The organism is Streptomyces sp. NPDC029956, assembly GCF_055574655.1.
On record NZ_JBVHZJ010000089.1, the window covers coordinates 1 to 25619 of the forward strand.

The following is a 25619-nucleotide window of genomic DNA, read 5'->3' on the forward strand; positions in this document are numbered from 1 at the left end:
GGGCCCCCCCGAAGCACAGATGCGTTGGGCACTTCGGGTTGTGTGGTGTGTGCGTGGGCGGTGGGAGGCCCCAATGCGGGGGGGGGTGGGGGCCACAAGGCCCCCGATGCCGTCGCGGCGGCCGGTGTCACGGCCGCCGGTGACCTCGACGCCCGACAGGTAGTACGAGGACGTGTTCGTCTCCGTGAAGGCCGCGCCGGACAGGTCCGCGCGGTGGTCGCCGGCGGCCCGGTAGGCGGTTGCGCCGGCGAACTGGTGGAAGGTGGCCGGGCCGGTCTCGCCCGCCAGGTACAGGGTGACGGTCAGGGATTCGAAGGCCTTGACCGGGAACGGCGCGCCGTCGCTGAGGAGCGTGCCGCCGGCCGGGACGGTGGTGGACGCCCGCCCGTCGAAGCGGAGGGTGCGGACCGAACCGGCGCGTACGGCGCCGCCCTCGGCCGTACGGGCGACGGTCGCGCCGGTGATGCGGAGCGGAGTGGTGCCGTAACGGTTGCTCAGCTCGATCCGGGCCCGCGTACCGGAGGCCGTGACGCGGACGACCTGCCGCACGGTGTGGTTGTCGAAGCCCTGCTCCGACCAGTTGGGTCCGAGCGGCGCACTCGGCTCCTGCGGGGAGGCGGCCCAGGCGCCGCGCCAGGGCGATCCCGATGCCGCGTGGTCGGGGGCGGCGAGGGCGGTGGGTGCTAAGGCGATGGTCGCCGTGGTGAGCAGGGCTATGGCGGTGCGACGGAGGGTGTTCGTGGGTCTCATGTCGTCCGTCAATCGCTGACCGACGCGGGCTATTCCCGCGGGCTCCGTTCCCCGGCCCCTGCTCGGGCTTCCCTCCGGCCCTTCCTCCGGCTTCCCTACGGCTTCTCCCCCGGCGGGAGTCGGCCGGTGAAGAGCAGGCCGGTGAGGGTGCGGAAGTACTCCTCGGGGTCGCGGTCGCCCAGTGCCCCCGTCACGTTGTGGGTGAGGAGCAGCGTCGCGAAACCGTGGGCCAGCGACCAGGCCGCGATGCCCGCCGTACGGGCATCGGGGACGTCCGCCAGGTCGGCGACGCCCGCGCGGAGTTCGGCGGAGGCCCGTTCCTTGGCGGCGAGCAGGTCCGGGTCGTCGGTGCGCAGCAGGTCCGGCTGGAACATGACCTGGAAGTGGGCGGGGTGCCCGACCGCGAACCGCACGTACCGAACCCCGCGTTCGCGCAGCTCGGGCGCGGCGGCGAGGGCCTCGGCGAGGAGTCCGTACCCGTCGGTCGCGAGGGCGGTGAGGAGCCCGGTGCGGTCCTTGAAGTGGTGGGCGGGCGCGGCGTGCGAGACGCCCGCGCGGCGCGCGAGGTCGCGCAGGCTGAGTGCACCGGGGCCCTCGGCGGTGATGACCTCGAGGGCGGCGTCGAGGACGGCCTGCCGCAGGCCGCCGTGGTGGTAGGAACTCCGGCTCGTACGCGTCATGGGAGAAGCCTAGCCGTCATCTAGTCATTGACAAGTTCGGAGGCGTGGAGCACTGTCTAGTCAGTGACTAGATGCTGCTGAGCGAAGAGGAGCCCGCTGTGGAAACCGCACGCGTACGTCAGATGTGGCACCTGCTCGAACCCCTGCACGCCCTGCTCTACTACGCCCCCGAGGCCTGCGACGAGGCCGCCGTCCTCGGCTACGACACCTCCGAGCGCTGGCCCGCCTACTTCGCCTGGCGTGCCGCACCCCTCGGCCCCGTGGGCCCGGACCGGGTGGCGGACACCTTCTACAGCTTCAGCCCCGCGATGATCGCCCGGTACGTCCCCGCCGCCTGGGAGACCGCCGCCCCGGCCGATGTCCTCGCCGCCCGGCTCCGTGCCGTCGACCGCACCTACCGGGCGGTCCTGGGCGAGGAGCTCCTCGCGAGCCCGGAACTCGCCGAGGCCGCCGCCCTCGCCCGTACTGCCGCCGACGGTGCGACGGCGGCCTCCGGGCCCGCCGTCTCCCGCCCGCTCGCCGCCGCCAACGCCGCCCTGCCCCGGCCCGACGCCCCGCACCTGGTCCTCTGGCAGTCCGCGACGATCCTGCGCGAACACCGGGGCGACGGTCACCTGGGCGCCCTCGTCGACGCGGGGCTCGACCCGGTCGAATCGCTCGTCTCCTTCGCGGCGATCGGTGCCGCGCCGGAGCCCGTGTTCGAAAGCCGCGGCTGGAGCGGCCAGGAGTGGGCGGCGGCGCGCACCCGCCTCACCGCCCGCGGCCTTCTGACCGCCGACGGGGGCGCCACCGAGGCGGGCCGCACCCTGCGCGCCGAGGTCGAGCGGCGCACGGACGAACTCGCCGCCGCCCCCTGGGCCACCCTCGGCCCGGACGGCACCGCCCGCCTCGCGGAACTGCTCGGCGGCCCTTGGCTGGCGGCGATCGGCTCGGGCCTGCTGCCCTCCGAGAACACCCTGGGCATCGGCAAGGTGTGAACGGCCGGGAGGGGACGCGAAAGGCCCGGGGGTCGCGTGTGCGTCCCCCGGGCCCGGCCCGTCTCCCTGGGGAGCGTCAGAAGAGCATCTCTCCGGCGGGGAAGCCCGTACCGATCTGCCTCTTCGCGGCGTAGCCGCCGGTGCCGTCACCCTTGTAGAAGTAGAGGGCACCGCCGTCCTCGCGGCCGATCAGGTCGGCCTTCAGGTCGCCGTTCAGATCGCCGGGAGCAGCGAGGGCGTCGGCGTAGACCTGCCAGCCGTTGCCGATCTTCCTGCGCTCTCCGAGGGTTCCGTCGCCCTTCCCCTCCTGGATCCAGAGATCGCCGGCCTTGTCGATGGCGACGAGATCGGCCGTACCGGGCGCGTTCACCGTGTCGGCGAAGTCCGTCGCGACCACGGACGTGTAGTCGGCCCAGGCGCCGCTGGTGTCGACGATCTGCGTCCGTGGGGCGTAGCTGTCCGCACCGGTCCCCTTGTGGAGCCAGAGCTTGCCCGCCGTGTCACGGGTGATCAGGTCGGCGGTGCCGTCCCCGTCGAAGTCGCCGGGGGCGAGGAGTGCGTCGTCGTTCAGGAAGCCGGTGCCGGCCTGGCGGCGGGTGCCACCGGAGTACGTACCGTCCACGGGGCTGAGCGGGTAGTGCCACAGGACACCGGCCGTGTCGACGGCGGCGAGGGTCGTTCCCTGGCGGGCGACCTCCTTCATCACGCCCCAGCCGAAGCCGACCTTGCACGGCTTGGCGAGGGCGGCGGTGTCACCGGCGGCGCGGCCCTCGTAGCGGTAGAGACCGCCGGCCGCGTCCCGCCGGTACACGGCGCCAGGGGTGGTGCCGTAGGTGCCGCAGTCCTTCCAGTAGCCCGCGCCGCGGAGCGGCAGGTGGTCGGAGATCCACTTGCCGGTGGTCGTCTTCGGCTCGGCGGGCACGTCACCGACCACGCCGCGGAAGAACTGGGCGCTGAAGAAGGTGTAGTCGAGCTTCTGCACGTGGTTCTGGTGCGTCTTGTCGTACATCGTCAGCTCGCCGACCCGGCAGCGCGTCAGCCCCGTGGCCTGGCAGTTGCCGTACGTGCTGACGTCGTCGAAGTCGGTCTCGTCGGCCTCGATGAACGTGCCGTACGCGCCGTCGCCCGTGGCCGGCTCGTAGAAGCGGTTGAGGACGTCACCCCAGGGGGAGGAGTTGAAGTCGCCGCTGAGGATGACGGGGATGCCATCCTGCTCCCACTCCTTGGCCTTGCGGACCAGGGCGTCGGCCTCCCTGGTCATCACCTCGTGCCGTGCCAGCTTGTCCTTGTACGCGGCGATCTCCGCGGCTGTGGCGCCCGCGCCGGGGTCGGCGGGGACGTTCGGGGCGCCCCACCACAGGTGTACGGAGCAGGCCCACGTCGCGCGGTTCTGCACCCAGGACTTGATGCAGGGGGACTTGATGTCCTCGCCCGAGGCGCCCGGAACGGACTGCTGGATCGCGGCCTTCGTGTCCAGGGTGAGAACCGTGGACTCGACGAAGGAGCCTCGGACGAACACGGCCATTCCGTAGCTGCGCGGGGTGCCGCTCCCGGACGAGTCGACGCAGAGCGGCCTGCCGGTCGCGTCGTAGAGGCTGCCGGAGGGGACGGTCTCGACGTACCGGCCGGTGTAGCCGCGGGGCTTGAGGCTCGCGTCCATCCGGTTGAACTGGTAGCTGCAGACCTCTACGAGGAAGATGTAGTCGGCGTTCCAGACGCCGCCCGCCGTCTCGTCGACGATGGTCTTGTGACGGGCGTCGTCCTCCTCCTTCGTGGCGTTGCAGCCCTCGGTCCCGCTGCTGCCGCAGATGTTGTACGTGAAGGTCCTGATGGGCGGCGCGGTCGCGTAGGACACCGTGTCGGCCAGCGCCTGAGGCGCCGACACCATGGTTGCCGCGCATATGAAGGCCACAGTGGCCAGCAAGGCGCGGAACAGTGGGAATCTTCGCAAAGGAACCCCTCCTGAGGGAGTGTCATAGAAGGGGTGAACGTTAGCCGAACGCTTGTTCTGGTTGATCGGGGGGTGGGGCTGTCCGGGTTCCGGCACGCGTCACCGGCCTAGAATCTCCGGATGCTCACAGAACGGACGTTTCGATCAGCCCGGGCCGCCTCGGCGCTCGCCGTCGCCGTGCTCGTCGCCACCGCCTGCTCACCCGGCGTCGACGGCCCGGGGTCCGACGGCGGCGCGGGCGGCAGGCCGGCCGCGCGCGGGACCGCTCTCGCCGCCGTCGAGACGCTCGCCGTGAAGGGGCGGGCGCCGAAGACCGGGTACGAGCGGGAGAAGTTCGGGCGCGCCTGGGTGGACGTCGACGGCAACGGCTGCGGGACCCGGGACGACATACTCAAGCGCGACCTGACCGGCGTCCGGTTCACCGACGGCCGCTGCAAGGTCGCCTCCGGCACGCTCACCGACGACCCGTACACCGGGACCACCGTCCGCTTCGTCCGCGGGCGCAGCAAGGTCGACATCGACCATGTCGTCGCGCTCTCCGACGCCTGGCAGAAGGGTGCGGGGAAGTGGGACGCGGAGACCCGGCGCCGGTTCGCCAACGACCCGCTCAACCTGCTCGCCGTCGACGCCTCCACCAACCGGCGCAAGTCCGACGGTGACGCGGCGACCTGGCTGCCGCCGAACAAGGCGTACCGCTGCACGTATGTGGCCCGGCAGGTCGCGGTGAAGAAGAAGTACGGGGTGTGGGTGACGAACGGCGAGCGGGACGCGATGAGGCGGGTCCTCGTAGGCTGCCCGAAGCAGAAACTTCCGTGATGCTCCCCGCGCAAGGGAAAATCTGTTGGTGCAGGCCGGAGATGATCTTTAGTCTGCCCGCATGGACCTGAACATATCGACCCTTGCCGAGCGCCCCGAACTGGAAGGGCCGATGTGGGGCATGCGCGACCTCTGGCCCGAGTTCATGATGTACGACCCGGTGGGCTGGGCGAACATCGGGCGAATCGTGCGTGAGCTGCCGGAGTACGTGCTCGTCGCCACCGACGCCGAGGGCAAGGTCGTCGCCCGTGGCTTCAGCGTTCCCTTCCGTCTCGACGTCGACGGGCGCCGCGAACTGCCCGCGCGCGGCTGGGACGAGGTGCTGCTCTGGGCGTTCTCCGACCTGAAGCACGGCCGGGAGGCCGACACCGTCAGCGCCATCGAGATCACGGTCGACACGAGCGCCCTGGGTCGGGGACTCTCGCACCGGATGCTGGCCGCGATGCGGGACAACGCCGCCCGGCGCGGATTCTCCGAGGTCGTCGCCCCGGTCCGGCCCAACGGCAAGCACCTGGAGGCCGCAGCCTCCATCCACGAGTACGCCTTCCGTACGAGGGAGGCCGACGGCCTGCCGCAGGACGCGTGGCTGCGCGTCCATGTGCGCGCGGGCGGTGTCATCGAGGCGGTGGCCCCGGCCTCGATGACCGTCTCCGGCTCCGTCGAGCAGTGGCGCGCCTGGACCGGTCTCCCCTTCGACACCGACGGACCGGTCGAGGTCGAGGGCGCGCTCGTCCCCGTCCACTGCGTCGCCTCGCGCGGATACGCGGTCTACGTCGAGCCCAATGTGTGGGTGCGGCACCGTATCTGAGGTGTTCGGGGCGGCACCGGGGAGCGGACCCCGGAGGTGATCTTCGCGGCGGGGGATGTACCGTACGGCGTCCCCTGTCGTACACCCGTGCGCCCCGACCCCGGTGTGCGCCTCCGTGAGAGGTCCCGCGAATCGTGAACCAGGCCGTCAGCTTGGAGAAGGGTGCGGAGTCCCCGCGCCCCAAGGAGTTGCCGGGCCGGCCGGCCCGGGTCGGGCTCGCGCTGGTACCGCTGCTGAGCCTCGGCGTCCTCGGGTTCGTCCCCTCGCTCACGCTCGCCCTGCGGCGCGGGACGCGGAACGACCTGCTCGCCGCGCTCCTGTTCACGGCGGCCTCGGTCGGCTGGTGCTTCCAGATCGCGCTGACCCCCGTGGCGACCCACGGCTTCGCGTACCTCCTCGACGTGTTGCTGCTCGCGGCCACCAGCCTGGGTGCGACGGCGCACTGCCTCACCGTCGGGGAGGCCGGCCGATGAAGACCCGTCGCGCCTGGCGCGCCACCGAGCGGGAGGCGGCCAGGAGGGAGGCGGCCGAGTCCGGGGCGGCCCGGATCCCCGGACTGCTGGCCGCCGGTGCAGGGGCGCTTCGCGGCCGGGTCGGCTGGGCCGTCGGCTCGGTCCTGGTCCTGGTCCTCGGTCTCGTCGGTGCCTCGCTGTTCGCCGGGTCGGACCGGCCGGGCACCCCGCCCGACACCCGGGCCCGCGCCTATCAGGACTACGACGCCTGCCTGCTGACCGACGAGCGGGGCATCGTGACCGGTGCGCCGGCGGCCCCCGTCTGGGAGGGGATGCAGGCGGCGTCCCTGGACAAGCGCATCCGCGTGACGTTCGTCCCGGTGATGGGCGAGAAGTCTGCGGAGAACGCCCGCCCGTTCCTCAACGGTCTGGTGCAGCGCGACTGCGAGATCGTCGTGGCCTCGGGCGCCCCGCAGGTGGCGGCCGCCGAGGCGGCGGTGGAGAAGAACCCGAAGGTCCGGTTCGTGACGGTCAGTGAGGCGGGCGGCGCGGCCCACGACAACCTGGTGCGGGTGGCGCCCGGGGCGTCCCTGAAGGACGACATCACGGCGACGGTGAAGCGGCTGGTCCGCGAGGGCTGATGGACCCGAGGGCCGCCGTTGCGGGGCCTCGGGTGGAGATGTCCGGAAGGGTTCCTCCCCGCGAGTAAAGCGAAGGTAAAGTTCGGCACCCTGGTGTGAACTGGTGATCCGTCATCGGGCAGGCTCGCGAGGCTTTGTAAGTATCGCGTTAGTAAAGGCTGGCCCATGCGTATACGCCGGGTCCGTAGCCCTCGCCTGTTCCCACCGGGTCGCACCGGAAGACGCAGGCTGAGGGCTACGGCTCTTTCCGTACTCATCTCACTGTTCCTGATGCTCACCACCGAGTCGGCGCTCGCCGCAGGCGTCACGCTCGAACCGGTGAAGATGCCCAGGCTCTCCCTCTCCGGGCTGTGGAAGTGGGTGAGCGAGAACCCTCTCGACACCCCTGACCAGCAGGGCGGCACGGCCCGAGGCAAGAGCCATCACGCCTCCTCGGACGCCACGAGCCTCGAGGGCAAGGCCGGTCGCAAGCCCGGCAAGGGCAAGGGCGAACTCCCGCTGTTCGCGCGGGAGACCGACGACCCCGCCGAGGTCCGCACCGGCAGGGCGCCGGGCGACGCCAAGAGCTTCGACGCCCGCACCAGCAAGCGCGACGCGAAGAAGTCGACGGCGACGTCCGACTACTACGTCAACGCCGACGGCTCCACCACCGTCCGCCACTTCCCCGGCCGCGCCAACTTCAAGGCCGCGGACGGCTCGTGGAAGGCCATCGACACCAGCCTGACCGAGGACAAGGACGGCCGTCTCCAGCAGACGGCCAACTCCCTCGACGTCGAGTTCGCGCCGACCGCCGCCGACAAGGCCCTCGCCTCCGTCGACTTCGGCGCCGGGCGCTCGCTCGCGTACGCGCTGAAGGGCGCCGCGAAGGCGGAGCCCACGGTCGCGGCGAACGGCACCGTCACCTACACGGGCGTGCTGCCCGAGACGGACGTGCAGCTCGTTCCGCTCGCGGAGGGCTTCAAGGAGAACGTCGTCCTGCGCTCGCCGCAGGCGGCCAACTCCTGGACGTTCCCGCTCGCGGTGAAGGGCCTGACGCCCCGTGTAGCGGCCGACGGCGACGTGGAGTTCACCGATGCGAACGGGAAGGTCACCGCGACCATCCCGCACGCGTTCATGGAGGACTCCGAGATCGACCCGCGTTCGGGCGACCCCGCCCGGTCGCGGGCCGTGACCTACGAGCTGGTCACGGTCGACGGCGAGCAGGCGCTGCGGATGACCGCGGACCGCGCCTGGCTGGACGACCCGGCCCGGGTCTACCCGGTGACCGTCGACCCGACGGTGACCGCGTCGAACTCGACGTACTCGCAGAACACCATCGGTGGTGACCACTCCACCGAGACGCAGATCAAGGTCGGCTCGTACGACTCGGGAACGAACAAGACGAACTCGTTCCTGCAGTTCTCCTCGCTGGGCACCACGCTCGCGGGCAAGCGGGTCACCGCCGCCACCCTGAACGTGTACGCGCTCTGGTCCTCGACCTGCGCCGCCCAGTCGTTCTCGGTGCACCCGATCACCCAGACCTGGACCCCGTCCGGCGTGACCAGCTACCCCGGTCCGAGCTTCGGCGCGGCCATGGGATCGGCCACCCCCGCCCCCGGAGCCTCCTGCTCCAACTCGGCGAACTCGGCGTCGGTCGGCGTGAAGATGCCGGTCTCCCTCAACACGACGTGGTTCAACAACGTCGCCGGCGGAGCCGCGAACTACGGTCTGGCGCTGACCGCACCGACCAACGACATGCTGCACTGGAAGAAGTTCCACTCGGACAACTCGGCGACCGCCGGCTTCCGCCCGGCCCTCGATCTGACGTACACGGCCAACACCGCGCCGCAGATCAACGCCCAGTACCCGCCGGCCAACTTCCAGGCCAACACCCTCCAGCCGGAGCTGCTCGTCTACGCGAGCGACGCCGACAAGGGTCCGAGCCCGCTGTCGTACACCTTCGAGGTCTACGACGGCGACGCCACCGGAACCCCCGCCCTGATCGCCACCTCCGGCGCCGTCACCAAGGGCAGCTGGAAGGTCCCGGCGGGCAAGCTGAAGTGGTCGAAGAACTACGACTGGTACGTGGAGGCCAGCGACGGCACCTCGGCCGTCGTGGAGGGCAGCCGCTTCACCACGGCAGTGCCGCAGCCGCCGGTCACCTCGGGTCTGTCGATGAACACCGACGGGCACGAGTTCGACCCCTCGGACGGCAACTACACGACCGAGGACACCGACGCCCAGGTGTCGGTGATCGGCCCGTCGCTGGAGATCGAGCGCTCCTACAACAGCCTCGACCCCCGCGTCGACTCCGCCTTCGGCGCCGGCTGGTCGACGATCGTCGACATGAAGGCCGTCGAGGTCAAGGACGGCGCAGGCGCCCTCACCAGCGTGATCATCACCTACCCCGGTGGTGAGCAGGTCGCCTTCGGCCGGAACTCGGACGGCACCTTCGTGCCCCCGTTGGGCCGCTACGCGCGCCTCGCGGCCGTCACCGGCGGCTACGCGCTCACGGACAAGGACTTCACGGAATACGCCTTCACCCAGGCGACCGCGAAGGTCGGCACCTACGCGCTGAAGACCATCAAGGACTACGCGGGCCGCACCGAGACCTTCACGTACGACGCCAACAAGCGCCTCACGAAGATCACGAACGAGGTCTCCAAGCGGAACCTGGGCCTGACCTGGTACCAGCCGGCCTCGGCCACCGCCTGGCACGTCCAGACCGTCTACACCGACCAGGCCACGGCCGGCGACGCGAACTCGGTCCAGACCTGGCAGTACACCTACACCGGTGACCAGCTCAGCAAGGTGTGCCCGCCCGCCGACTGGTCCAAGTGCACGACGTACACCTACACCACCGGCAACCACTACCGCACCACGGTCCTCGACGCCGACCCGTTCGCCTACTGGCGGCTCGGCGAGACCTCGGGCACGGTCGCCAAGGACGCCCTCGACGCCAACCAGGGCCAGTACAACGGCACGTACAAGAACGTGACGCTGGGCGGGACGGGTCCCCTCGCGGGCTCCACCCAGAAGGCGGCCACCTTCAACGGCACCACCTCGTACGTCGAGATGCCGGCCGCGCCGGGCGCCACGCCCTCGTACACCTCCGTCTCGCTGTGGTTCAAGACGAGCACCGCCGGAGGCGTGCTCTTCTACTACGGCGACAAGCCCCTCAGCGACCCCGACCCGGTGGCCAACACCACGAAGAACACCCCCGCGGTGTACGTGGGCACCGACGGCAAGCTGCGCGGCTGCCTGGCGATGTCGCCGGGCTGCATGACGACGATCACGTCCACTCCGGTCGTCACCGACGGCAAGTGGCACAACGCCGTCCTGACCGGTGTCGCCAACAGCCAGACCCTGTACCTGGACGGTGCGGCGGTCGGTTCGCTCAGCGGCACCATCAACGACTGGGTGCAGCCGTACATCTCCCTCGGCGCCGGTGTGAACACCATGGGCTGGCCGGCGATGAACGCCAACGACAAGCTCGGTCACTTCAACGGCCAGCTGGCCGAGGTCGCGATCTTCTCCGAGCCGCTGTCGGCCGACGTGATCAAGACCCAGTACGACTCCGCCATCCGGCCGGCCGGTCTGCTGCAGAAGATCACCACGCCCGGCCTGAAGACCCAGGCGTCGGTCGTCTACGACACCACCGACGACCGCGTCCTCCAGGCCACCGACGGCAACGGCGGCACCTGGAAGCTCAACCCGCCGACCATCACCGGCTCGTCCCAGGTCTACCGCTCCGCCGTCATGGGCTCCGCCCCGGCCGGCTACTGGCGCATGGACGACACCCAGGGAGCGGCGCAGGCCGCGAACCAGGTGAACACCGGCTTCGGCACGTACAACAACGTCATCCAGGGCGCCGAGGGCCCCTTCGGTCCGGGTGACGCGAGCGCGGCGACGTTCGACGGCTCGACCTCCTTCGTGGAGGTGCCGTTCGGCCCGCTGCACGCCAAGCCGGACCGTTCCGTGGAGCTGTGGTTCAAGACCGCCGAGCCCGGCGTGATCATGAGCGACCAGAGCCTTCCGCTCGACAACGCCGGTGGGGCCGCAGGCAGCTACAGCGACCTGCTGTACGTCGGCGCCGACGGCAAGCTGCGCGGCCACTGGTGGGCCAGCGCCTGCAACGCCGCCTCGACGCTCGGCTCGACGGCCACCGTCACCGACGACAAGTGGCACCACGCCGTGCTGGCCTCGGCCGGAACCACGCAGACGCTCTACCTGGACGGCGTCAAGCAGGGCAGCTGCGCCGCGGCCGCCAACGACCAGGCCACCAGCCGCACCTTCATCGGTGCCGGCTTCGGCAAGGGCTGGTTCAGCTCCCCGGGTGACGTCAGCTACTTCACCGGCTCCATCGCGGAGGTCGCGGTCCACTCCAAGGGCCTGACCGACGCCGATGTGGCGACGCACTGGTCGGCCTACAAGGCGTCCTCCGGCATCGCCCCCGTCAAGACGGTCAAGCTGACCGACCCGAAGGACAAGACCCTCACCTACGTGTACGACGCCGAGATGGGCAACCGCCTGCTCGCCGCGATCGACACCGAGGGCGACCGCACCACCTACGGGTACGACACCGGCGGCTTCCTCCACACCATCACGGACGCCAACGGCAACCGCTCCATCACCGGCCACGACGTGCGCGGCAACACGGTCTCCCAGACCACCTGCCAGAACACGGCCGCGAACAAGTGCTCGACCGAGTACTACACCTTCTACCCGGACTCGACCACGGCCTTCCCGCCGATGGACCTCCGCAACGACCTGATCCTGACGGAGCGGGACGGGCGCTCGTCCGGTCCGGCGGACAACGCCTACCTCACGAGCTACTCCTACGACGCGGGCGGCAACCTGCTGTCGGTGACCACGCCCCCCGTGGCCGGTCACCCGAACGGCCGGACCGCCTCGACCACGTACACCACCGCCACCACCCCGGCGGCGGAGGGCGGCACGGCGGTCACGCCGGCGGGTCTCGTGTCGCAGGTCGTGACGCCGGGCGGCCGGAAGACGACGTACACCTACTTCGCCAACGGCGACCTGGCGAAGATCACCGACGCCAACGGTGCCACGGTGGAGTACACGTACGACAAGCTGGGCCGCGAGATCTCCAAGAAGGAGGTCTCGGACGCGAACCCGGGCGGTCTGGTCACGTCGCAGACGTACGACAAGAACGACCAGGTCCTCACCGAGACGACCCCGGCCGTCACCAACCGGGTCACCGGAGCCAAGCACCAGGCGAAGACGACCACGGGCTACGACCCCGACGGCAACGTCCTGTCCCAGACGGTCCAGGACCTCACCGGCGGTGACACGGCGCGCGTCACGTCGATGACGTACGACGCCACCAACCAGCTGGCGACCAGGACGGACCCGGGCGGCGACACCACGTCGTTCGAGTACGACGTCTACGGCAACAAGGTGAAGGAGACGGACCCCGCGGGGACCGTCAACACCTACACCTTCGACGCCGAACAGCGCCCGCTCACCACCAGCCTGCTCGACTACACGGGCGACCCGTACAACCCGACGGCTCCGACGACGCTCGTCCAGGAGTCCCGGGCCTACGACCCGGCCGGCCGCCTCGCCTCGATCACCGACCCGCTGGGCTGGCAGACGGTGTACACCTACACCGACGACGGCCTGTCGGCCTCCGTGGTCCGCAAGGACCCGCAGACCGGCAAGTCCTTCACGGAGCAGGCGAACACCTACGACGCCGCGGGCAACCTGATCGAGCAGGTCACCAACGACGGGCAGACCCGCACCACCTTCACGGTGGACGCGGCCGACCGTACGGTCTCCGAGATCCTCGACCCCAACGGGCTCGCCAGGACCACGCAGACCAGCTACGACCCGGACGACAACGTGGTGTCGGAGACGGACCGCGACCCGGCGACGGGTGACGTGTCCACCACGGACACGCGGTACGACGCCCTGGGCAACATCACCGGAACCACCAGCCACGACGGCACCACGGCCCCGGTGGCCCGCTACAAGCTGGACGAGACGACGGGCTTCGGCCTCGCGGACTCCTCCGGCGCCAACAACACCGGTACCCACGGCACCGGCATGCACTGGAACACCGACCGGGGCGGCAACGGCGCCTTCGACGGTGACGCCAACTCGTGGGCGCAGACCAACGGCCCGGTGGTGAACACCGCCGGCAGCTTCACGGTCTCGGCCTGGGTCAAGCTGACCAGCACGACGGCCAACCGGACCTTCCTCGCGCAGGACGGCAAGGAGGCCTCCGGCTTCCAGCTGTACTACTCGACGGCCTACGGCTGGACCTTCAACCGGCACGCCACCGACACCTACGACCCGGCCATCGTGCGGGTCTCGTCGGGCACCGCCGCCGTCACGGCCAACACCTGGACCCACCTGGTCGGCGTCTACGACCAGGCGAGCTCCCAGATCCGGCTGTACGTGAACGGCGTCGCGAGCGGCACCCCGGCCACCTTCGGCACGCCGTGGGAGGCCACCGGTCCGCTCCAGCTCGGACGCCGCTGGTACAAGGGCGCCTACGCGGAGAACCACCTCGGCGGCCTGGACGACGTCCAGGTCTACGGCGAGGCGCTCACCGCGGCACAGGTCACGGCGCTCAAGGGCGGCACCCTGCCGGCCGCGGGCTCCACGGTCCGCACGACCATGTGGAAGCTGGACCAGCGCGGTCTGCCGGTGAACCAGACGGACACCGCGGGCAACGTCACGGACTACGGCTACGACGAGCTCGGCCAGCAGACCTCGGTCACCGAGCCGGCCGTCACGACGGAGCAGAACGGCGGGACCCCGGTCTCCGTCCGGCCCGTCACGATGACCGGGTACAACACGTTCGGCGAGGCGACGGAGTCCTCGGACCCGCTCGGCAACGTGGTGACGACGGCGTACGACGCGGAGGGCCAGGAGGCGTCCACGACGTCTCCCGAGTACCTCGCGCCGGGTGCGTCGGCCCCGATCCGCGCCACGTCGTACAACGAGTACAACAAGCTCGGCCAGGTGACGGCGGAGGTCGACCCGCTCGGCGGCCGCACCACGTACACCTACACGCAGCTGGGCGACCTGGCCTCGGTCACCGAGCCGGGCGGCGGTACGACGAAGTACACGTACTCCACCAACGGCGACCAGCTGTCGGCCACCCGGCCGAACGGCGCCCGCCAGGAGATGACGTACGACTACCTGGGCCGCGAGCTGACCAGCACGGACATCGTGCGTCAGCCCACGCAGCGGGCGTACACGGCGATCAACGAGTACAACGCTCCGGGCGGCGAGCTGTCCCGGATCGTGTCGCCGCAGGGCGTCACGGAGTCGTACAAGTACAACGCCGAGGGTGAGGTCACCGAGGTGACCGACGGCGCGGGCAAGGTCTCGCGCTTCACCTACGACATGGACGGACAGCCGCTCACGGCCACCGAGCCCGACGGCACCAGCACCCGCAACACGTACGACGGCTTCGGCCAGCTGGTGAGGACGGACGACCTGGACGAGACGGGTGCCGTGCTGCGTACGGCGAGCACCGGTTACGACCGGGGCGGCAACATGGTCTCGGCGACCGACCACCGCGGTCACACGAAGACCTTCACGTACGACTCCTCGGGTCTGATCACGAAGGTCGTCGAGCCGGTCTCCGCGACCGAGTCGATCACCACGACCTACGGGTACGACGCGGCGGGCAACCAGACCCGCTTCACGGACGGACGGGGCAACCCGTTCCTGACGACGTACAACACCTGGGGTCTGCCGGAGTCGCAGATCGAGCCGTCGACGCCGACCCATCCGAACCTCGCGGACCGGACGTTCACTGCCGTCTACGACGGTGGGGGCCGGATCAAGGAGTCCCGTTCTCCCGGCGCGGTGAACATCTCCTTCGAGTACGACGTGAAGAGCCGACTGGTCCGCCAGTCGGGTACGGGTGCGGAGGCCGTCACGGCCGACCACACGTACGACTACGACGCCGACGACCGGATCACGGCCGTCGCCGGTCTCGGCGCGGAGAAGAACACCTTCTCCTACGACGACCGGGGTCTGCTCCTGACCGCGAACGGGCCCTCGGGCTCCTCGTCCTTCGCGTACGACGGCGACGGCGGGATGACCTCCCGCACCGACGCCTCGGGCACGTCGACCTTCGGCTACGACACCGCCGGCCGCCTGAAGACGACGAACGACGGTCTGACGGGGTCGACGGCGACGTACGGCTACGACGTCAACAGCAACGTGACGTCGGTCGACTACGGCACGGGCAAGGCGAAGCGCAGCTTCGGCTACGACAAGCTGGAGCGTCTGACCAGCGACTCGCTGACCTCACCGACCGGCAAGACGCTCGCCTCCTTCACCTACGGGTGGGACGCGAGCGACAACCTGACGTCGAAGACGACGACGGGGCTCGCCGGTTCGACGGCCAACACGTACACGTACGACTGGGCCGACCGCGTCATGTCCTGGAACAACGGGACGACGAACGAGGTCTACGGCTACGACGCGTCCGGCAACCGGACCCGGGTGGGTGGTGACACCTACACCTACGACGCCCGGAACCGGCTCACGTCGGACGGCCACAGCGCCTACACGTACACCGCGCGGGGCACGCTCAGCTCGGTGACGGACGAGGCCAGCCGGGTGACGAACATGAAGGTGGACGCCTTCAACCGCGTCATCCAGGAAGGCAACCGCACCTACACGTACGACGGTCTCGACCGTGTCCTGAACGCGAAGGACGAGACGGGCACCGCGCTCTACTCGTTCCAGTACAGCGGCGACGGCAACGAGGTGGCCTCGGACGGTCTGTCGACCTACAGCCGCGACGCCGGGGGCGCCGTGGTCGGCGTGAAGAACGGTGCCGGTTCGGTGCTGGCCCTGACGGACCTGCACACGGACGTGGTGGCGCAGTTCACCACCACGGGCGAGGCGCTGACCGGATCGACGACCTACTCGCCGTTCGGCAAGGTCGTCCAGTCCGCGACGATGCTCGGCGGGCTGGGCTACCAGTCCGGCTGGACCGACCCGGAGACGGCCAAGGTCAACATGGCCGCGCGCTGGTACTCGCCGGAGACCGGCCAGTTCAACAGCCGTGACACCGCCTCCCTCAGCGGGGTCCCGAACTCGATCTCGGCGAACCGGTACGCGTACGCGGACGGCAACCCGATGACGGGCATGGACCCGACCGGCCACTGGCCGGGCTGGGCCGACAAGATCGTCAAGAAGGTCAAGAAGAAGGTCACCAAGACCGTCAAGTCGGCCTACAAGCACGTCAAGAAGGCCGTCAAGAAGGTCGCCAAGGTCGTCAAGAAGGCCGCGAAGGTCGTCAAGAAGGCCGTCAAGAAGGTGGTGAAGCGGGCCAAGCGGGCGGTCAGAAAGGCCGTCCGGTACGTGGCCGACAGCGTCCGGAAGGTCAAGAGATACGTCAAGCGGGTCTACAAGACCGTGAAACGTGTGGCCCACAAGGTCGTCAAGCATGTGAAGAAGGCGGTCCGCAAGGTCGCCAAGGCCGTCAAACACGTCGCCAAGAAGGTGGTGAAGGCGGCCAAGAAGGTCGGCAGAGCCGTCAAGAAGGCGGCGAAGGCGACAGCCAACTTCGTCAAGCAACACGCCTCCACCATCGCTTCGGTCGCCGTCGGAATCGCCGTCTTCGCGGGCTGCACCGCGATCACGGCCGGCGTCGGAGCCATCGGCTGCGCCGCCCTCGCGGGCGCCGCGGGCAATGCCGTCGGCTACGCGATGAGTGACGGTCCCAAGTCGGTCGGCGGATTCCTCGGCGCGGTCGCCATCGGCGCCGTGACCGGTGCCGCCGGTGGCGTCGGCGGTCGCCTCGCGGCGAGCGCCGCGGGCAAGCTGCTCTCGGGCACGGCCGGCAAGATCGCGACGAACGTCGCGGAGAGCGCCGGTGAGGAAGCACTCACGGGCGCGGTCGAGTACGGCACCTCCTGTGTGAACAGCGAGGAGGGCTGCTCGGTCGCCGGAGCCGCGAAGGCGGCGACGATCGGCGCGGTCATGGGCGGCGCGTTCGGCGCCAAGGGCAAGGGCAACGGCCCGAAGGCGAAGGAGTCGCCTGGCGGCAGCTCCGGCGGCGGCTGCCCGGTCCGACGCGGCAAGACCCCGCACAGCTTCACCGGCAAGACGCCGGTACTGCTGGCGGACGGCACGACCAAGGAGATCTCCAAGGTCAAGGCGGGCGACAAGGTCCTCACGGCCGAGCCCGGCAAGAAGACCAGGGAGATCCACGAGGTCAAGCAGGTCATCGTCACGAAGACCGACCGCGACTACGTCGACGTCACCGTGAAGACGGAGGCCGGTCCGAAGACGATCCAGACCACCGAGCACCACCAGTTCTACGAGTCCACCCGCAACGCCTGGACGCAGGCGGGCGACCTCCAGGTCGGCCAGAAGCTCCAGAACGGCGAGGGCGGCCCGACGGCGATCGTCGAGGTCAAGTCGTACAAGGCCGACAGGACCACGTACGACCTGAGCATCGAGGGCCTGCACACGTACTTCGTGTTCGCGGGCGACTCGGTCACTGCCGCGGCCGATGTCGCGGCCGACGCCAGTGGGGTCGATCCGACTTCCGCGGTGCTGGTGCACAACTGTAACGACCAGGTGGAATACGGTGGCAATGAACTCAGCCAGGCCGTCATACAGGAACGGCTGAGAACGGGGAGGAAGACCAACAACTTTGCGGCGGTCAGGTATACCGACGCAAATGGAGCTTCCCAGATTGCGGTCGCATTCTCCTCGAAGGGTCCGGGCAACCACGCGGAGCGTAAACTGCTCCGAGATTACGGGGACTCGATCACTGAAGCTTATTCGGAATTCCAGCCGTGTACTGGTACGAATAAGTGTCGGAGTAGGTTGGCCGAGGCCGGCATACCGACGACTTGGACTTGGGGTTGGACCACTTCAGCCCAGGGCGCTGCTGCAAGGTCCGCCAAGGGGAAAGCGGTGACTTCGATGTTCAGGGATGCCATATCGGGCAACTGGTAAGGTAGGTCCAGTATTGCGGTTGGCCCGCCACTCGTTCGGGTGGCGGGCCAACCGTGTAGCTATGAGAGTGAAGAGGGGTCCTGATGACTGACCACCGCTATTCCATCGAATATGTCGCATGCGTGAGGAACTCCGCTGCGCGTGATTACCTTTCTTCAGTCGGACTGCCTGTCGAGCACGTCCTCTTTTCGGCTTCGGAATTTGCTGGTGGTGGCTTCGAAAAGATCGAAGGTCGCGACCTTCTGAAATTGGGATCTGGCGGGGATGGCGATGACGCGTACTGTGTCGACTGTGGAACCGGAGAGGTTCTCTACCGCGGCAGCGATGATCCGTCTCTGTTTTCTGTGAATTCGTCACCGCAGAAGTTTTCCGAATGCTTGAGTGTATTTGAGCGTGAGACCGCTCGATCTGCAGGTGAAGATGATACGGAAATGCTGGAAGAGCTTGCCGACCTGCTGAGGAGGTCGCTCGGGGAGATTGATCCATCCGCCCTGCAAGGTGATCCAGAGTTTTGGCGTTCAATTCTCTTCGATGTGGCGATCGGCGACTATACGGTTGATGAGTAGCACTCTCCTCGGGGTCGCTCAACTCGCACCCTTGGGTGGTTCATCCGAAAACTGACGATGCTGCCTCCGATTAGGCGATCTCGGCGAACTCTAGAGGGCTGTGGTTCGTTGTCGGCGCCGTTGACCCACCCGCGACATTGGTCGGTCTGTCCTGGGAGGGAACCCATGACCACAGCAGGCGCACCCACCCCGGGGCGCGTGACCAAGGAGTGGGTCGCAGAGTTTCCGGGGTTCGACACCTGGAAGTCCTTGCGTCTGCTCCGGCGGATCGGTCCGGTCGTGCAGGGCATCTGCCTCGACCGCACGACCGGCGGCGACGGGTACCTTCCGACAGCGCACGTCCACGCGCTGACCAGGGAGTTCCCAGTGGTGTCCCTGATGCTGGGGCAGCGTCTGGCCCGTCCTTCCGGGACGCCCGACCCTGTTCTCTTCGCGCGGCACGAGAGGGACTTCGCCCATGCGGCCAGTGCTCTGCGAGAGCAGAGCCGGCTGCCGCTCGACGAGGTGCCGTCGATCGACGCGATCGTGCGGGAGTACCACGCCGAGGCGCGGGGTCGCCTGGGTAAGGGGCACGGCGCCGCCGTCCTGGAGATGGAGGACAGTGTCCTCGTCGCAGCGGCGGCCGGCCGGGACGATCTGGCCGGGGAGGGGTTGCTCCTCGCCCGGGAGCTCACCGCAGCCTGGCCGAAGTCGGCGATGCCGTTCGACTGGCCCGGCGCGGAGGCGTGGCTCGACGGTCTCACCGCACGCGCCGGCGACCGCGGGTCGCTCCTGTCCGTGGTCCGCGGCCAGGTGGCCGAGCACAAGCTCGGAAAGGTCCGGGACCGTCTGTCCCCTGAAGCTTCACCGTCAGGGTGAGGCTCTTCTCCGTCTGAGCGGGTGATGAGCAACGCCTCGCCCGTCTCCGGCGGACCGAGCCGACGATGGTGGCCCGTCTCGAATTCCGCGAGGCGGGCCGCTTCGTCTTCACGGCGTCGCGGCCGGTGGGGTCAGCCCGTCTTCTTCCAGTCCCCGCACCCCGACGACTTGAAGTACCCGTCCGACGCGCCGACCTTCACGATCGCCGTGCCCGTCACGTTGTCGTTCGCCAGGATCGAGTCCGTGCCGTGGCTCGCGTCCTTCGCGCGCTCCCAGTAGCACTCCGCGTCCTTGTTTCCCGTCGACTTGTACGTGCCCGGGGCGATGTCGACGCCCACCTTGAACATGCCGCCGTCGCCCTTGAGGGTCGTCCCGGGCGTGCCCTTCGCCTTCGCGTCGACGGCCTCCCAGGTTCCGCAGCCCGAGGACTTGAAGAGCTTGTCCGTCGCCTTGATCTCGACGTAGCTCGTGCCCGTCACGTTGTCGTTGGCGAGGATCGAGTCCGTGTCGGCCGAGGCGTCCTTCGCGCGCTCCCAGTAGCAGCCGGCGTCCTTGTTGCCCGTCGAGCGGTAGAGGCCGGGCTTCGCGTCGGAGCCGACCTCGAAGTCGCCGTCGCCGTCGATCGTGGCGCCCTTCGGCTTGTCCTGCGCCTTCTTGTCGCCGCCCTGCTTCGCCGGCTGCTCCTGCTTCGCGTCCGCCTTGGGGGACTCGGTGTCGCCGCCCCCGCCCATCGCCGCACCGATCGCGATGACCGCGACGACCGCGCCGGCGGCGGTGAGGACCTTGTGGCGGGCGAACCAGTTGCGCTGCTGCTGCTGAGACATGGCTGTGGCACCTTCCGGGCGCTGTGAGGACTCCGCTTTCGGGACTCCGTGTTCCGATGGAGTAATCACAACAGAGACTGTGAACCGAGTCAACAGGGTTCACGGGATTCGGGTCGACTCACGCCGTGAATCGGGTCGAGCGCTATGCTCGGTGTGTTCACACACGTACGAGGGGAGACGGACAGGTGCCCGAAGAGAGCACGGCAGAGGTCACCGCCGCCGGTATCGCCCGGCTCGCCGGGGTCGGCAGGGCCGCCGTCAGCAACTGGCGTCGGCGCCACGCCGACTTCCCCAAGCCCGTCGGCGGCACCGAGACCAGTCCTTCCTTCTCCCTCGCCGACGTCGAGCAGTGGCTCCGTGACCAGGGAAAACTCGCCGAAGTGCCGCTCCGTGAGCGCGTCTGGCAGCAGCTCGCCGGCCACCCCTCCGGCACCGTCGCCGGTCTCGTGCACACCGGCTGCGTCCTGCTCCTCCTCCGCGCCCGCCCGGGTGCCTGGACCGAGCTGGCCGCGCTCCCCGACGACCGTCTCGGCGAGCTCCTGCCCGGCGTCTTCGAAGAGGTCCTCACCGCCCGCTTCGGTCTGCCCAGGTCTGTTCACACCCCCACCCCGGCCGACACGGTCCCCGCCGTGCCCCTGTTCCGCGCCGCGGTCGAGCTGGCAGGCGAGCTGGGCGGCGCCCGTCAGGCCTTCGAGTTCCTGCTCGGCCGCCACCTCGATGCCAACCCGCGTCAGTACACGCTCACCCCGCCCCCGCTGGCCGAGCTCATGGCCGACCTCGCCGCCGCCGCGGCCCCCGACGGTCGCCCCCTCGCCACCGTCCTCGACCCGGCCTCCGGCACCGGCGGTCTGCTGCGCGCCGTCCCGCACCCCGCCGCGCTCTACGCCCAGGACGCCGACCCCGACCTGGCCGCCCTCTCGGCCCTCCGGCTCGCCCTCCACGGCGACGCCGACGTCCGCGCCGCCACCGGCGACACCCTCCGCGCCGACGCCTTCCCGACCCTGAGTGCCGACGCGGTCCTGTGCCACCCCCCGTTCAACGAGCGGACCTGGGGCCACGACGAACTCGCCTACGACCCCCGCTGGGAGTACGGCTTCCCGGCCCGCACCGAGTCCGAGCTGGCCTGGGTGCAGCACGCCCTCGCCCGGCTCCGCGACGGCGGCGCCGCCGTCCTCCTCATGCCGCCCGCCGTCGCCTCCCGCCGCTCGGGCCGCCGCATCCGCGCCGACCTGCTGCGCCGCGGCGCCCTCCGGGCCGTCGTCGCCCTCCCGGCCGGCGCCGCACCCCCGTACGGCATCCCGCTCCACCTCTGGGTCCTCGTCCGCCCGGGAGGCGGCGAACGCCCGCCGGCCGAGACCCTGTTCGTGGACACCGCCGGGCTCGTCCCGGACGCCGGCCGCGACAAGCTCCCCTGGACCACCCTGCGGAACACGGTCCTCGACGCCTGGGCCGGCCGCGGCCGCGAGGAGTCCGTCGCCCGCGCCGTCCCCGTCATCGAACTCCTCGACGACGAGGTCGACCTCGCCCCCGCGCGCTATCTCACCGCGCCCGCCGCCGGCGGCACCGCCCCCGAACTCGCCGCCGTCCGCGACCGCCTGGACGAGACCCTCCGCCGCACCCAGGGCCTCGCCCCCACCCCCGTCCCCGCCCGCCCCGCGCCGCGCCCCCTCACCACCGTCGGCGAACTCGCCCGCACCGGAGCCCTCCAGCTCCGTACCGGCGGCTCGGGCACGGCACCCGCCGGCGGCGGCGTGCCCGTCCTCACCGAGCACGACGTGCTGTCCGGCGGCGGGCCCTCCGGCACCCTCCCCGCCGGGGGCGGTCCGGGAGAGGAGCGCGAGGAGCCCGTGCTCGTCGCCGAGGGCGATGTCGTCGTGCCCGTCCTCGGCGGCGGCTCCGTCGCCCGGGTCGTGGACGCCGCCACCGCGGGCGCGGCCCTCGGCCGCAACCTCCAGCTCCTGCGGCCCGAACCGGCCGCCCTCGACCCCTGGTTCCTCGCCGGATTCCTGCGCGGCACCGCCAACAACCGGCAGGCCAGCAGCTTCGCCTCGACCGCGACCCGGCTCGACGTGCGCCGTCTCCAGCTGCCCCGGCTGCCCCTGGCCGACCAGCGCCGGCACGGCGCCCACTTCAAGTCGCTCGCCGAGTTCGAGGAGGCCCTGCGGCTCGCCGCCCGCCTCGGCGAGCAGCTGGTCCAGGGGCTGTACGACGGACTCGCGGACGGAAGTGTGGAGCCCGCGTGAAGGCCGTCATACTCTCTTGGTCCGACTCGGTCCGATCAACCGTCGAGGCCTGATCGTCCGATCGTCCGTCCTGGGGGAGCGTCGTATGTACGGTCAGGTGCCCACACCCGCGGCCACACCCGCGCCCGTACCGCCGCGTGCGGCCGGCCCGTCGGCGGCCACGATCGCCGTCCGGGTCCTCATCACGGTCCTGGTGGTCCTGTCGCTCGGCTTCCTCGCGTGGGTCGCCATGCTCCGGATCGCGATCATGCGGCGCACCGGGCGTGACTGGACGCTCTTCTGGGCCCAGTTGGTGCTGAACATCGGGTGTGTGGTGCCGCTGGAGCAGCGGTTCGCCGGCACCTGGATGAACACCGCCGGCATGATCGTGCTGCTCGTGCAGATGGCGGTCGTGACCGGCTACTTCCTGGTGGTCGACATCCGGCACCACCAGCCGGCCCCGGTCGTGATCATGGTTCCGTCGCCGTCGCTGCCCCCGTCGCAGCCGTACGCGTACGGCACACCGCCGCCGGGGTACGCCACGCCCGGGTACGCCACCCCGGGATACGGCTACCCGCCCGCCGCCGTCACGACGCCGAGCCCGAGCCCGAACCCGTACGCCTCCACCCCGCTCCCGGCGACACAGCTCCCGGCGGCACAGCTCCCGCCGCCCCCGTCCGTCCCCGCCCCGACCGGTCCCTCCGGACCGCCCCGCATCGAGCAGGTCCGCGCCGAGCTCGACGAGCTCAGCGACCTGCTCCGGCAGGCCGGGGAAGGCGACGGTCGGGCGTGAACGGGCGCGTGATCGGAGGGCGTTACGAGCTCGCCACCGTCATCGGGCAGGGCGGCATGGGCCAGGTCTGGACGGCGTACGACCGCAGGCTCGACCGCCGGGTCGCGGTGAAGCTGCTCAAGCCGGCCACGATGACGGGCCCGGCCACCGCCGCCGACGAGCTGCGCCGCCGCTTCGTGCGCGAGTGCCGGGTGACCGCGCACGTCGACCACCCCGGCCTCGTCACCGTCCACGACGCGGGCAGCGAGGGCGAGGACCTGTACCTCGTCATGCAGTACGTGGAGGGCGCCGACCTCGCCGACCACCTCGCCGAGCACGACCCGTACCCCTGGGAGTGGGCGGTCAGCGTCGCCGCGCAGCTGTGCGCCGTGCTCGCGGCCGTCCACGCGGTGCCGATCGTCCACCGCGACCTCAAGCCGCGGAACGTGATGGTCCGCCCCGACGGGTCCGTCATCGTCCTCGACCTCGGCGTCGCCTCCGTCCTCGACAGCGACACCACCCGCCTCACCCACACCGGTTCGCCGATCGGCAGCCCCGCCTACATGGCACCCGAGCAGGCCATGGGCGGCGCCGTCGGCCCGTCCACCGACCTGTACGCGCTCGGTGTGCTGCTGCACGAACTCCTCAGCGGGAACGTGCCCTTCGCCGGGTCCACCGCGCTCGGTGTCCTCCACCGCCACCTGTACGAGCCTCCCGTGCCGCTCCGCCAGCTGCGGCCCGAGGTGCCCGAGCCGCTCGAAGGGCTCGTCCTCCGGCTGCTCGCCAAGGACCCGCGGGAGCGGCCGTCGGGTGCGCACGAGGTGTACGAGGAGCTGCTGCCGCTGCTCCCCGCGCGCGGGGTCCCGGCCGGGCCGATGGACCCGACCCGGCCGTTCCTCCGCCCGCACGCGCCCTGGCCGGACCGCCCGGCGACGACGGCCGCTCCGGTCGCGCCCCTCGCACCGGCCGTCCCGGCGCAGGCGCCGCCGCCGGCCCTGCCCGTGACCCCGCCCGTGACCCCGTCCGTGGCCTCGCCCGTCACCCCGTCCGTGGCCGCTCCCAGGAGTGACCCGAGGGCCTCGTATCCGCCGCCGGTCCCGGTCGCGCACGTGCCCCCGGCCGCCCCCGCACGCCCCGATGTCGCCGCCGCGGTCGACGAGGTCAAGCGGCTGCTGGGGGAGGGGGCGCTCACCCGGGCCGTCGACATGCTCGGCGGGATCCTGCCCGCCGCCGCGGCCGAGCACGGCGAGCGGTCGCCGGTCGTCCGCATCCTGCGCAAGCAGTACGCGTCCACGCTGATGGACGACGGACAGTACCGGCGTGCGCTGCCCGAGCTGCGCCGTCTCGCCGCGGACCGCGACGCGGAGGCCGGGCCGGCGGATCCGCAGACTCTTCAATTCCGTTATGACGCCGCCCTGTGCCTGGAGCAGCTGGGGGAGACGGCCGCCGCGCTCACCGAGTTCCGCGCGGTCCTGCCGTACTACGAGGGCGATCAGGCCCGTGCCTTCGACATCCGGCAGCGGATCGCGCTGCTCCTCGTGGCGACGGGGGAGCACGCGGCAGGACAGGACCAGCTCCAGCGGCTGCTGTTCGACGCGGAGCGTGCGTTCGGCCCGTATCACCCGCTTCCGGCCGACTTGCGCCGGGTGCTGGAGCACCAGCGTCAGCTGGGGTCCCGCCCCTGACGGAGCGGCAGAATCACGACTCCACAACTGATCGGTCAAGGGATCTTCGTGATCCTTTTTGTCTTTTTTGATGCATGTAGCGTTCGCGTCTGATCATGTTCACGTCCCCAAGGAATCCCTCATGACGACGCCGCCCGCGCCCTTCACCCCCGAGCAGCCCGCCGCTCCGGAGCAGCCCGCCGCCCCCGCGAAGAAGGGCAGCCGCATCCTCAAGAAGGTCGGCGGTGTCGTCCTCGCGATCGCCCTCGCCCTCGGCGTGAAGCTCGGCCTTCCGTACCTCACCGGCGACGCCCCCGTGCACGCCAAGGCCGGCGAGTGCGTCACCGTGACGGGCCCGGACAACGACCCCAAGGTCGACACCACGGACTGCTCCTCGGGCAAGGCCGACCTGTACAAGGTCGTCAAGGTCATCGACGACACCTTCGACGTGAACCAGTGCGGCGCGGAGCTGTCGGCGCTCGCGCAGCAGCTGGAGTCGGACAAGTTCGTGCTGTGCCTGGAAGAGGTCGCCGCGAAGTAGTCCGCGCGCCCCCGCGCGTACGGGAAGGGCCGGAACCCCCGCGGGGGTTCCGGCCCTTCCCGTTCTCCACCCCCTACTCCCCACCCCCCCACCTTCACGTCCTAACGCTCCGCCCCCGTCCGCCGGCTGGCGCCGGCCCTCGGGTGC

General features: G+C 70.4%; 15 protein-coding genes and 1 pseudogene. 12 read left to right on the forward strand and 4 right to left on the reverse strand.

Annotated elements, in window-relative coordinates:
- Together ACZ4XX_RS38235 and ACZ4XX_RS38240 are read right to left on the reverse strand one after the other, a co-directional pair.
- Positions 1–750, reverse strand: a pseudogene (locus tag ACZ4XX_RS38235) (SGNH/GDSL hydrolase family protein); the annotation flags it as partial.
- A 95-nt stretch (positions 751–845) separates the two neighbouring features.
- Positions 846–1430: a TetR/AcrR family transcriptional regulator gene (locus ACZ4XX_RS38240; protein WP_468512419.1), complete on the reverse strand. Its 585-nt coding sequence runs from the start codon at positions 1428–1430 to the stop codon at positions 846–848.
- Positions 1431–1501: 71 nt separating this feature from the next.
- On the opposite strand from ACZ4XX_RS38240, the gene ACZ4XX_RS38245 reads away from it, so the two are divergent.
- Entirely contained in the window at positions 1502–2407 is a 906-nt protein-coding gene (locus tag ACZ4XX_RS38245; protein ID WP_468512420.1) for an SCO6745 family protein, read from the forward strand.
- A gap of 76 nt (positions 2408–2483) precedes the next feature.
- Here ACZ4XX_RS38245 and ACZ4XX_RS38250 read toward each other — a convergent pair whose 3' ends face one another.
- Positions 2484–4295, reverse strand: a complete 1812-nt coding sequence (locus tag ACZ4XX_RS38250; RefSeq protein ID WP_468512421.1) for an endonuclease/exonuclease/phosphatase family protein — start codon at positions 4293–4295, stop codon at positions 2484–2486.
- Between the two features lie 183 nt (positions 4296–4478).
- Between ACZ4XX_RS38250 and ACZ4XX_RS38255 the strand changes: the two genes are divergently transcribed.
- The 7 genes from ACZ4XX_RS38255 (at position 4479) to ACZ4XX_RS38285 (ending at position 19449) form a co-directional block, all read left to right on the forward strand.
- A complete protein-coding gene (locus ACZ4XX_RS38255; protein ID WP_468512422.1) occupies positions 4479–5174 on the forward strand; it encodes an HNH endonuclease family protein in 696 nt (231 codons plus the stop codon).
- A 61-nt stretch (positions 5175–5235) separates the two neighbouring features.
- A complete protein-coding gene (locus ACZ4XX_RS38260) occupies positions 5236–5982 on the forward strand; it encodes an N-acetyltransferase (protein WP_468512423.1) in 747 nt (248 codons plus the stop codon).
- 134 nt (positions 5983–6116) lie between these two features.
- Positions 6117–6455, forward strand: coding sequence for a hypothetical protein (locus tag ACZ4XX_RS38265; RefSeq protein WP_468512424.1), 339 nt, complete (start codon positions 6117–6119; stop codon positions 6453–6455).
- Positions 6452–7075 carry a BMP family ABC transporter substrate-binding protein gene (locus tag ACZ4XX_RS38270; RefSeq protein WP_468512425.1) on the forward strand — a complete coding sequence of 208 codons (624 nt, stop codon included), beginning with the start codon at positions 6452–6454 and terminating at the stop codon, positions 7073–7075. Before ACZ4XX_RS38265 ends, ACZ4XX_RS38270 begins: the two co-directional genes overlap by 4 nt.
- A 270-nt stretch (positions 7076–7345) precedes the next feature.
- The gene (locus tag ACZ4XX_RS38275) at positions 7346–18025 is read left to right on the forward strand and encodes a LamG-like jellyroll fold domain-containing protein (protein WP_468512426.1); all 10680 of its coding nucleotides are present in this window, start codon (positions 7346–7348) and stop codon (positions 18023–18025) included.
- Between the two features lie 83 nt (positions 18026–18108).
- Positions 18109–18591: an SUKH-4 family immunity protein gene (locus ACZ4XX_RS38280; protein ID WP_468512427.1), complete on the forward strand. Its 483-nt coding sequence runs from the start codon at positions 18109–18111 to the stop codon at positions 18589–18591.
- Positions 18592–18756: 165 nt separating this feature from the next.
- Positions 18757–19449, forward strand: coding sequence for a hypothetical protein (locus ACZ4XX_RS38285; RefSeq protein ID WP_468512428.1), 693 nt, complete (start codon positions 18757–18759; stop codon positions 19447–19449).
- 131 nt (positions 19450–19580) lie between these two features.
- Here ACZ4XX_RS38285 and ACZ4XX_RS38290 read toward each other — a convergent pair whose 3' ends face one another.
- Entirely contained in the window at positions 19581–20273 is a 693-nt protein-coding gene (locus ACZ4XX_RS38290) for a hypothetical protein (RefSeq protein ID WP_468512429.1), read from the reverse strand.
- Between the two features lie 185 nt (positions 20274–20458).
- Between ACZ4XX_RS38290 and ACZ4XX_RS38295 the strand changes: the two genes are divergently transcribed.
- From ACZ4XX_RS38295 to ACZ4XX_RS38310, 4 genes are all read left to right on the forward strand, one after another.
- Positions 20459–22516 (forward strand): N-6 DNA methylase, encoded by a 2058-nt coding sequence (locus ACZ4XX_RS38295; RefSeq protein WP_468512430.1) that lies wholly within the window; start codon positions 20459–20461, stop codon positions 22514–22516.
- An 85-nt stretch (positions 22517–22601) separates the two neighbouring features.
- Positions 22602–23288, forward strand: coding sequence for a hypothetical protein (locus tag ACZ4XX_RS38300; protein WP_468512431.1), 687 nt, complete (start codon positions 22602–22604; stop codon positions 23286–23288).
- Positions 23285–24952: a protein kinase domain-containing protein gene (locus ACZ4XX_RS38305; protein ID WP_468512432.1), complete on the forward strand. Its 1668-nt coding sequence runs from the start codon at positions 23285–23287 to the stop codon at positions 24950–24952. Before ACZ4XX_RS38300 ends, ACZ4XX_RS38305 begins: the two co-directional genes overlap by 4 nt.
- A gap of 121 nt (positions 24953–25073) precedes the next feature.
- Complete coding sequence (locus tag ACZ4XX_RS38310) at positions 25074–25472, forward strand: LppU/SCO3897 family protein (RefSeq protein WP_468512433.1); 399 nt, start codon at positions 25074–25076, stop codon at positions 25470–25472.
- Positions 25473–25619 lie beyond the last annotated feature (147 nt).

Excerpts from the sequence above, each read along its gene's own strand:
- ACZ4XX_RS38240 (WP_468512419.1), bottom strand. The coding sequence starts at position 1,430 with ATGACGCGTACGAGCCGGAGTTCCTACCACCACGGCGGCCTGCGGCAG.
- ACZ4XX_RS38245 (WP_468512420.1), top strand. The coding sequence starts at position 1,502 with ATGCTGCTGAGCGAAGAGGAGCCCGCTGTGGAAACCGCACGCGTACGT.
- ACZ4XX_RS38250 (WP_468512421.1), bottom strand. The coding sequence starts at position 4,295 with ATGGTGTCGGCGCCTCAGGCGCTGGCCGACACGGTGTCCTACGCGACC.
- ACZ4XX_RS38255 (WP_468512422.1), top strand. The coding sequence starts at position 4,479 with ATGCTCACAGAACGGACGTTTCGATCAGCCCGGGCCGCCTCGGCGCTC.
- ACZ4XX_RS38260 (WP_468512423.1), top strand. The coding sequence starts at position 5,236 with ATGGACCTGAACATATCGACCCTTGCCGAGCGCCCCGAACTGGAAGGG.
- ACZ4XX_RS38270 (WP_468512425.1), top strand. The coding sequence starts at position 6,452 with ATGAAGACCCGTCGCGCCTGGCGCGCCACCGAGCGGGAGGCGGCCAGG.
- ACZ4XX_RS38275 (WP_468512426.1), top strand. The coding sequence starts at position 7,346 with ATGCTCACCACCGAGTCGGCGCTCGCCGCAGGCGTCACGCTCGAACCG.
- ACZ4XX_RS38280 (WP_468512427.1), top strand. The coding sequence starts at position 18,109 with ATGACTGACCACCGCTATTCCATCGAATATGTCGCATGCGTGAGGAAC.
- ACZ4XX_RS38285 (WP_468512428.1), top strand. The coding sequence starts at position 18,757 with ATGACCACAGCAGGCGCACCCACCCCGGGGCGCGTGACCAAGGAGTGG.
- ACZ4XX_RS38290 (WP_468512429.1), bottom strand. The coding sequence starts at position 20,273 with ATGTCTCAGCAGCAGCAGCGCAACTGGTTCGCCCGCCACAAGGTCCTC.
- ACZ4XX_RS38300 (WP_468512431.1), top strand. The coding sequence starts at position 22,602 with ATGTACGGTCAGGTGCCCACACCCGCGGCCACACCCGCGCCCGTACCG.
- ACZ4XX_RS38310 (WP_468512433.1), top strand. The coding sequence starts at position 25,074 with ATGACGACGCCGCCCGCGCCCTTCACCCCCGAGCAGCCCGCCGCTCCG.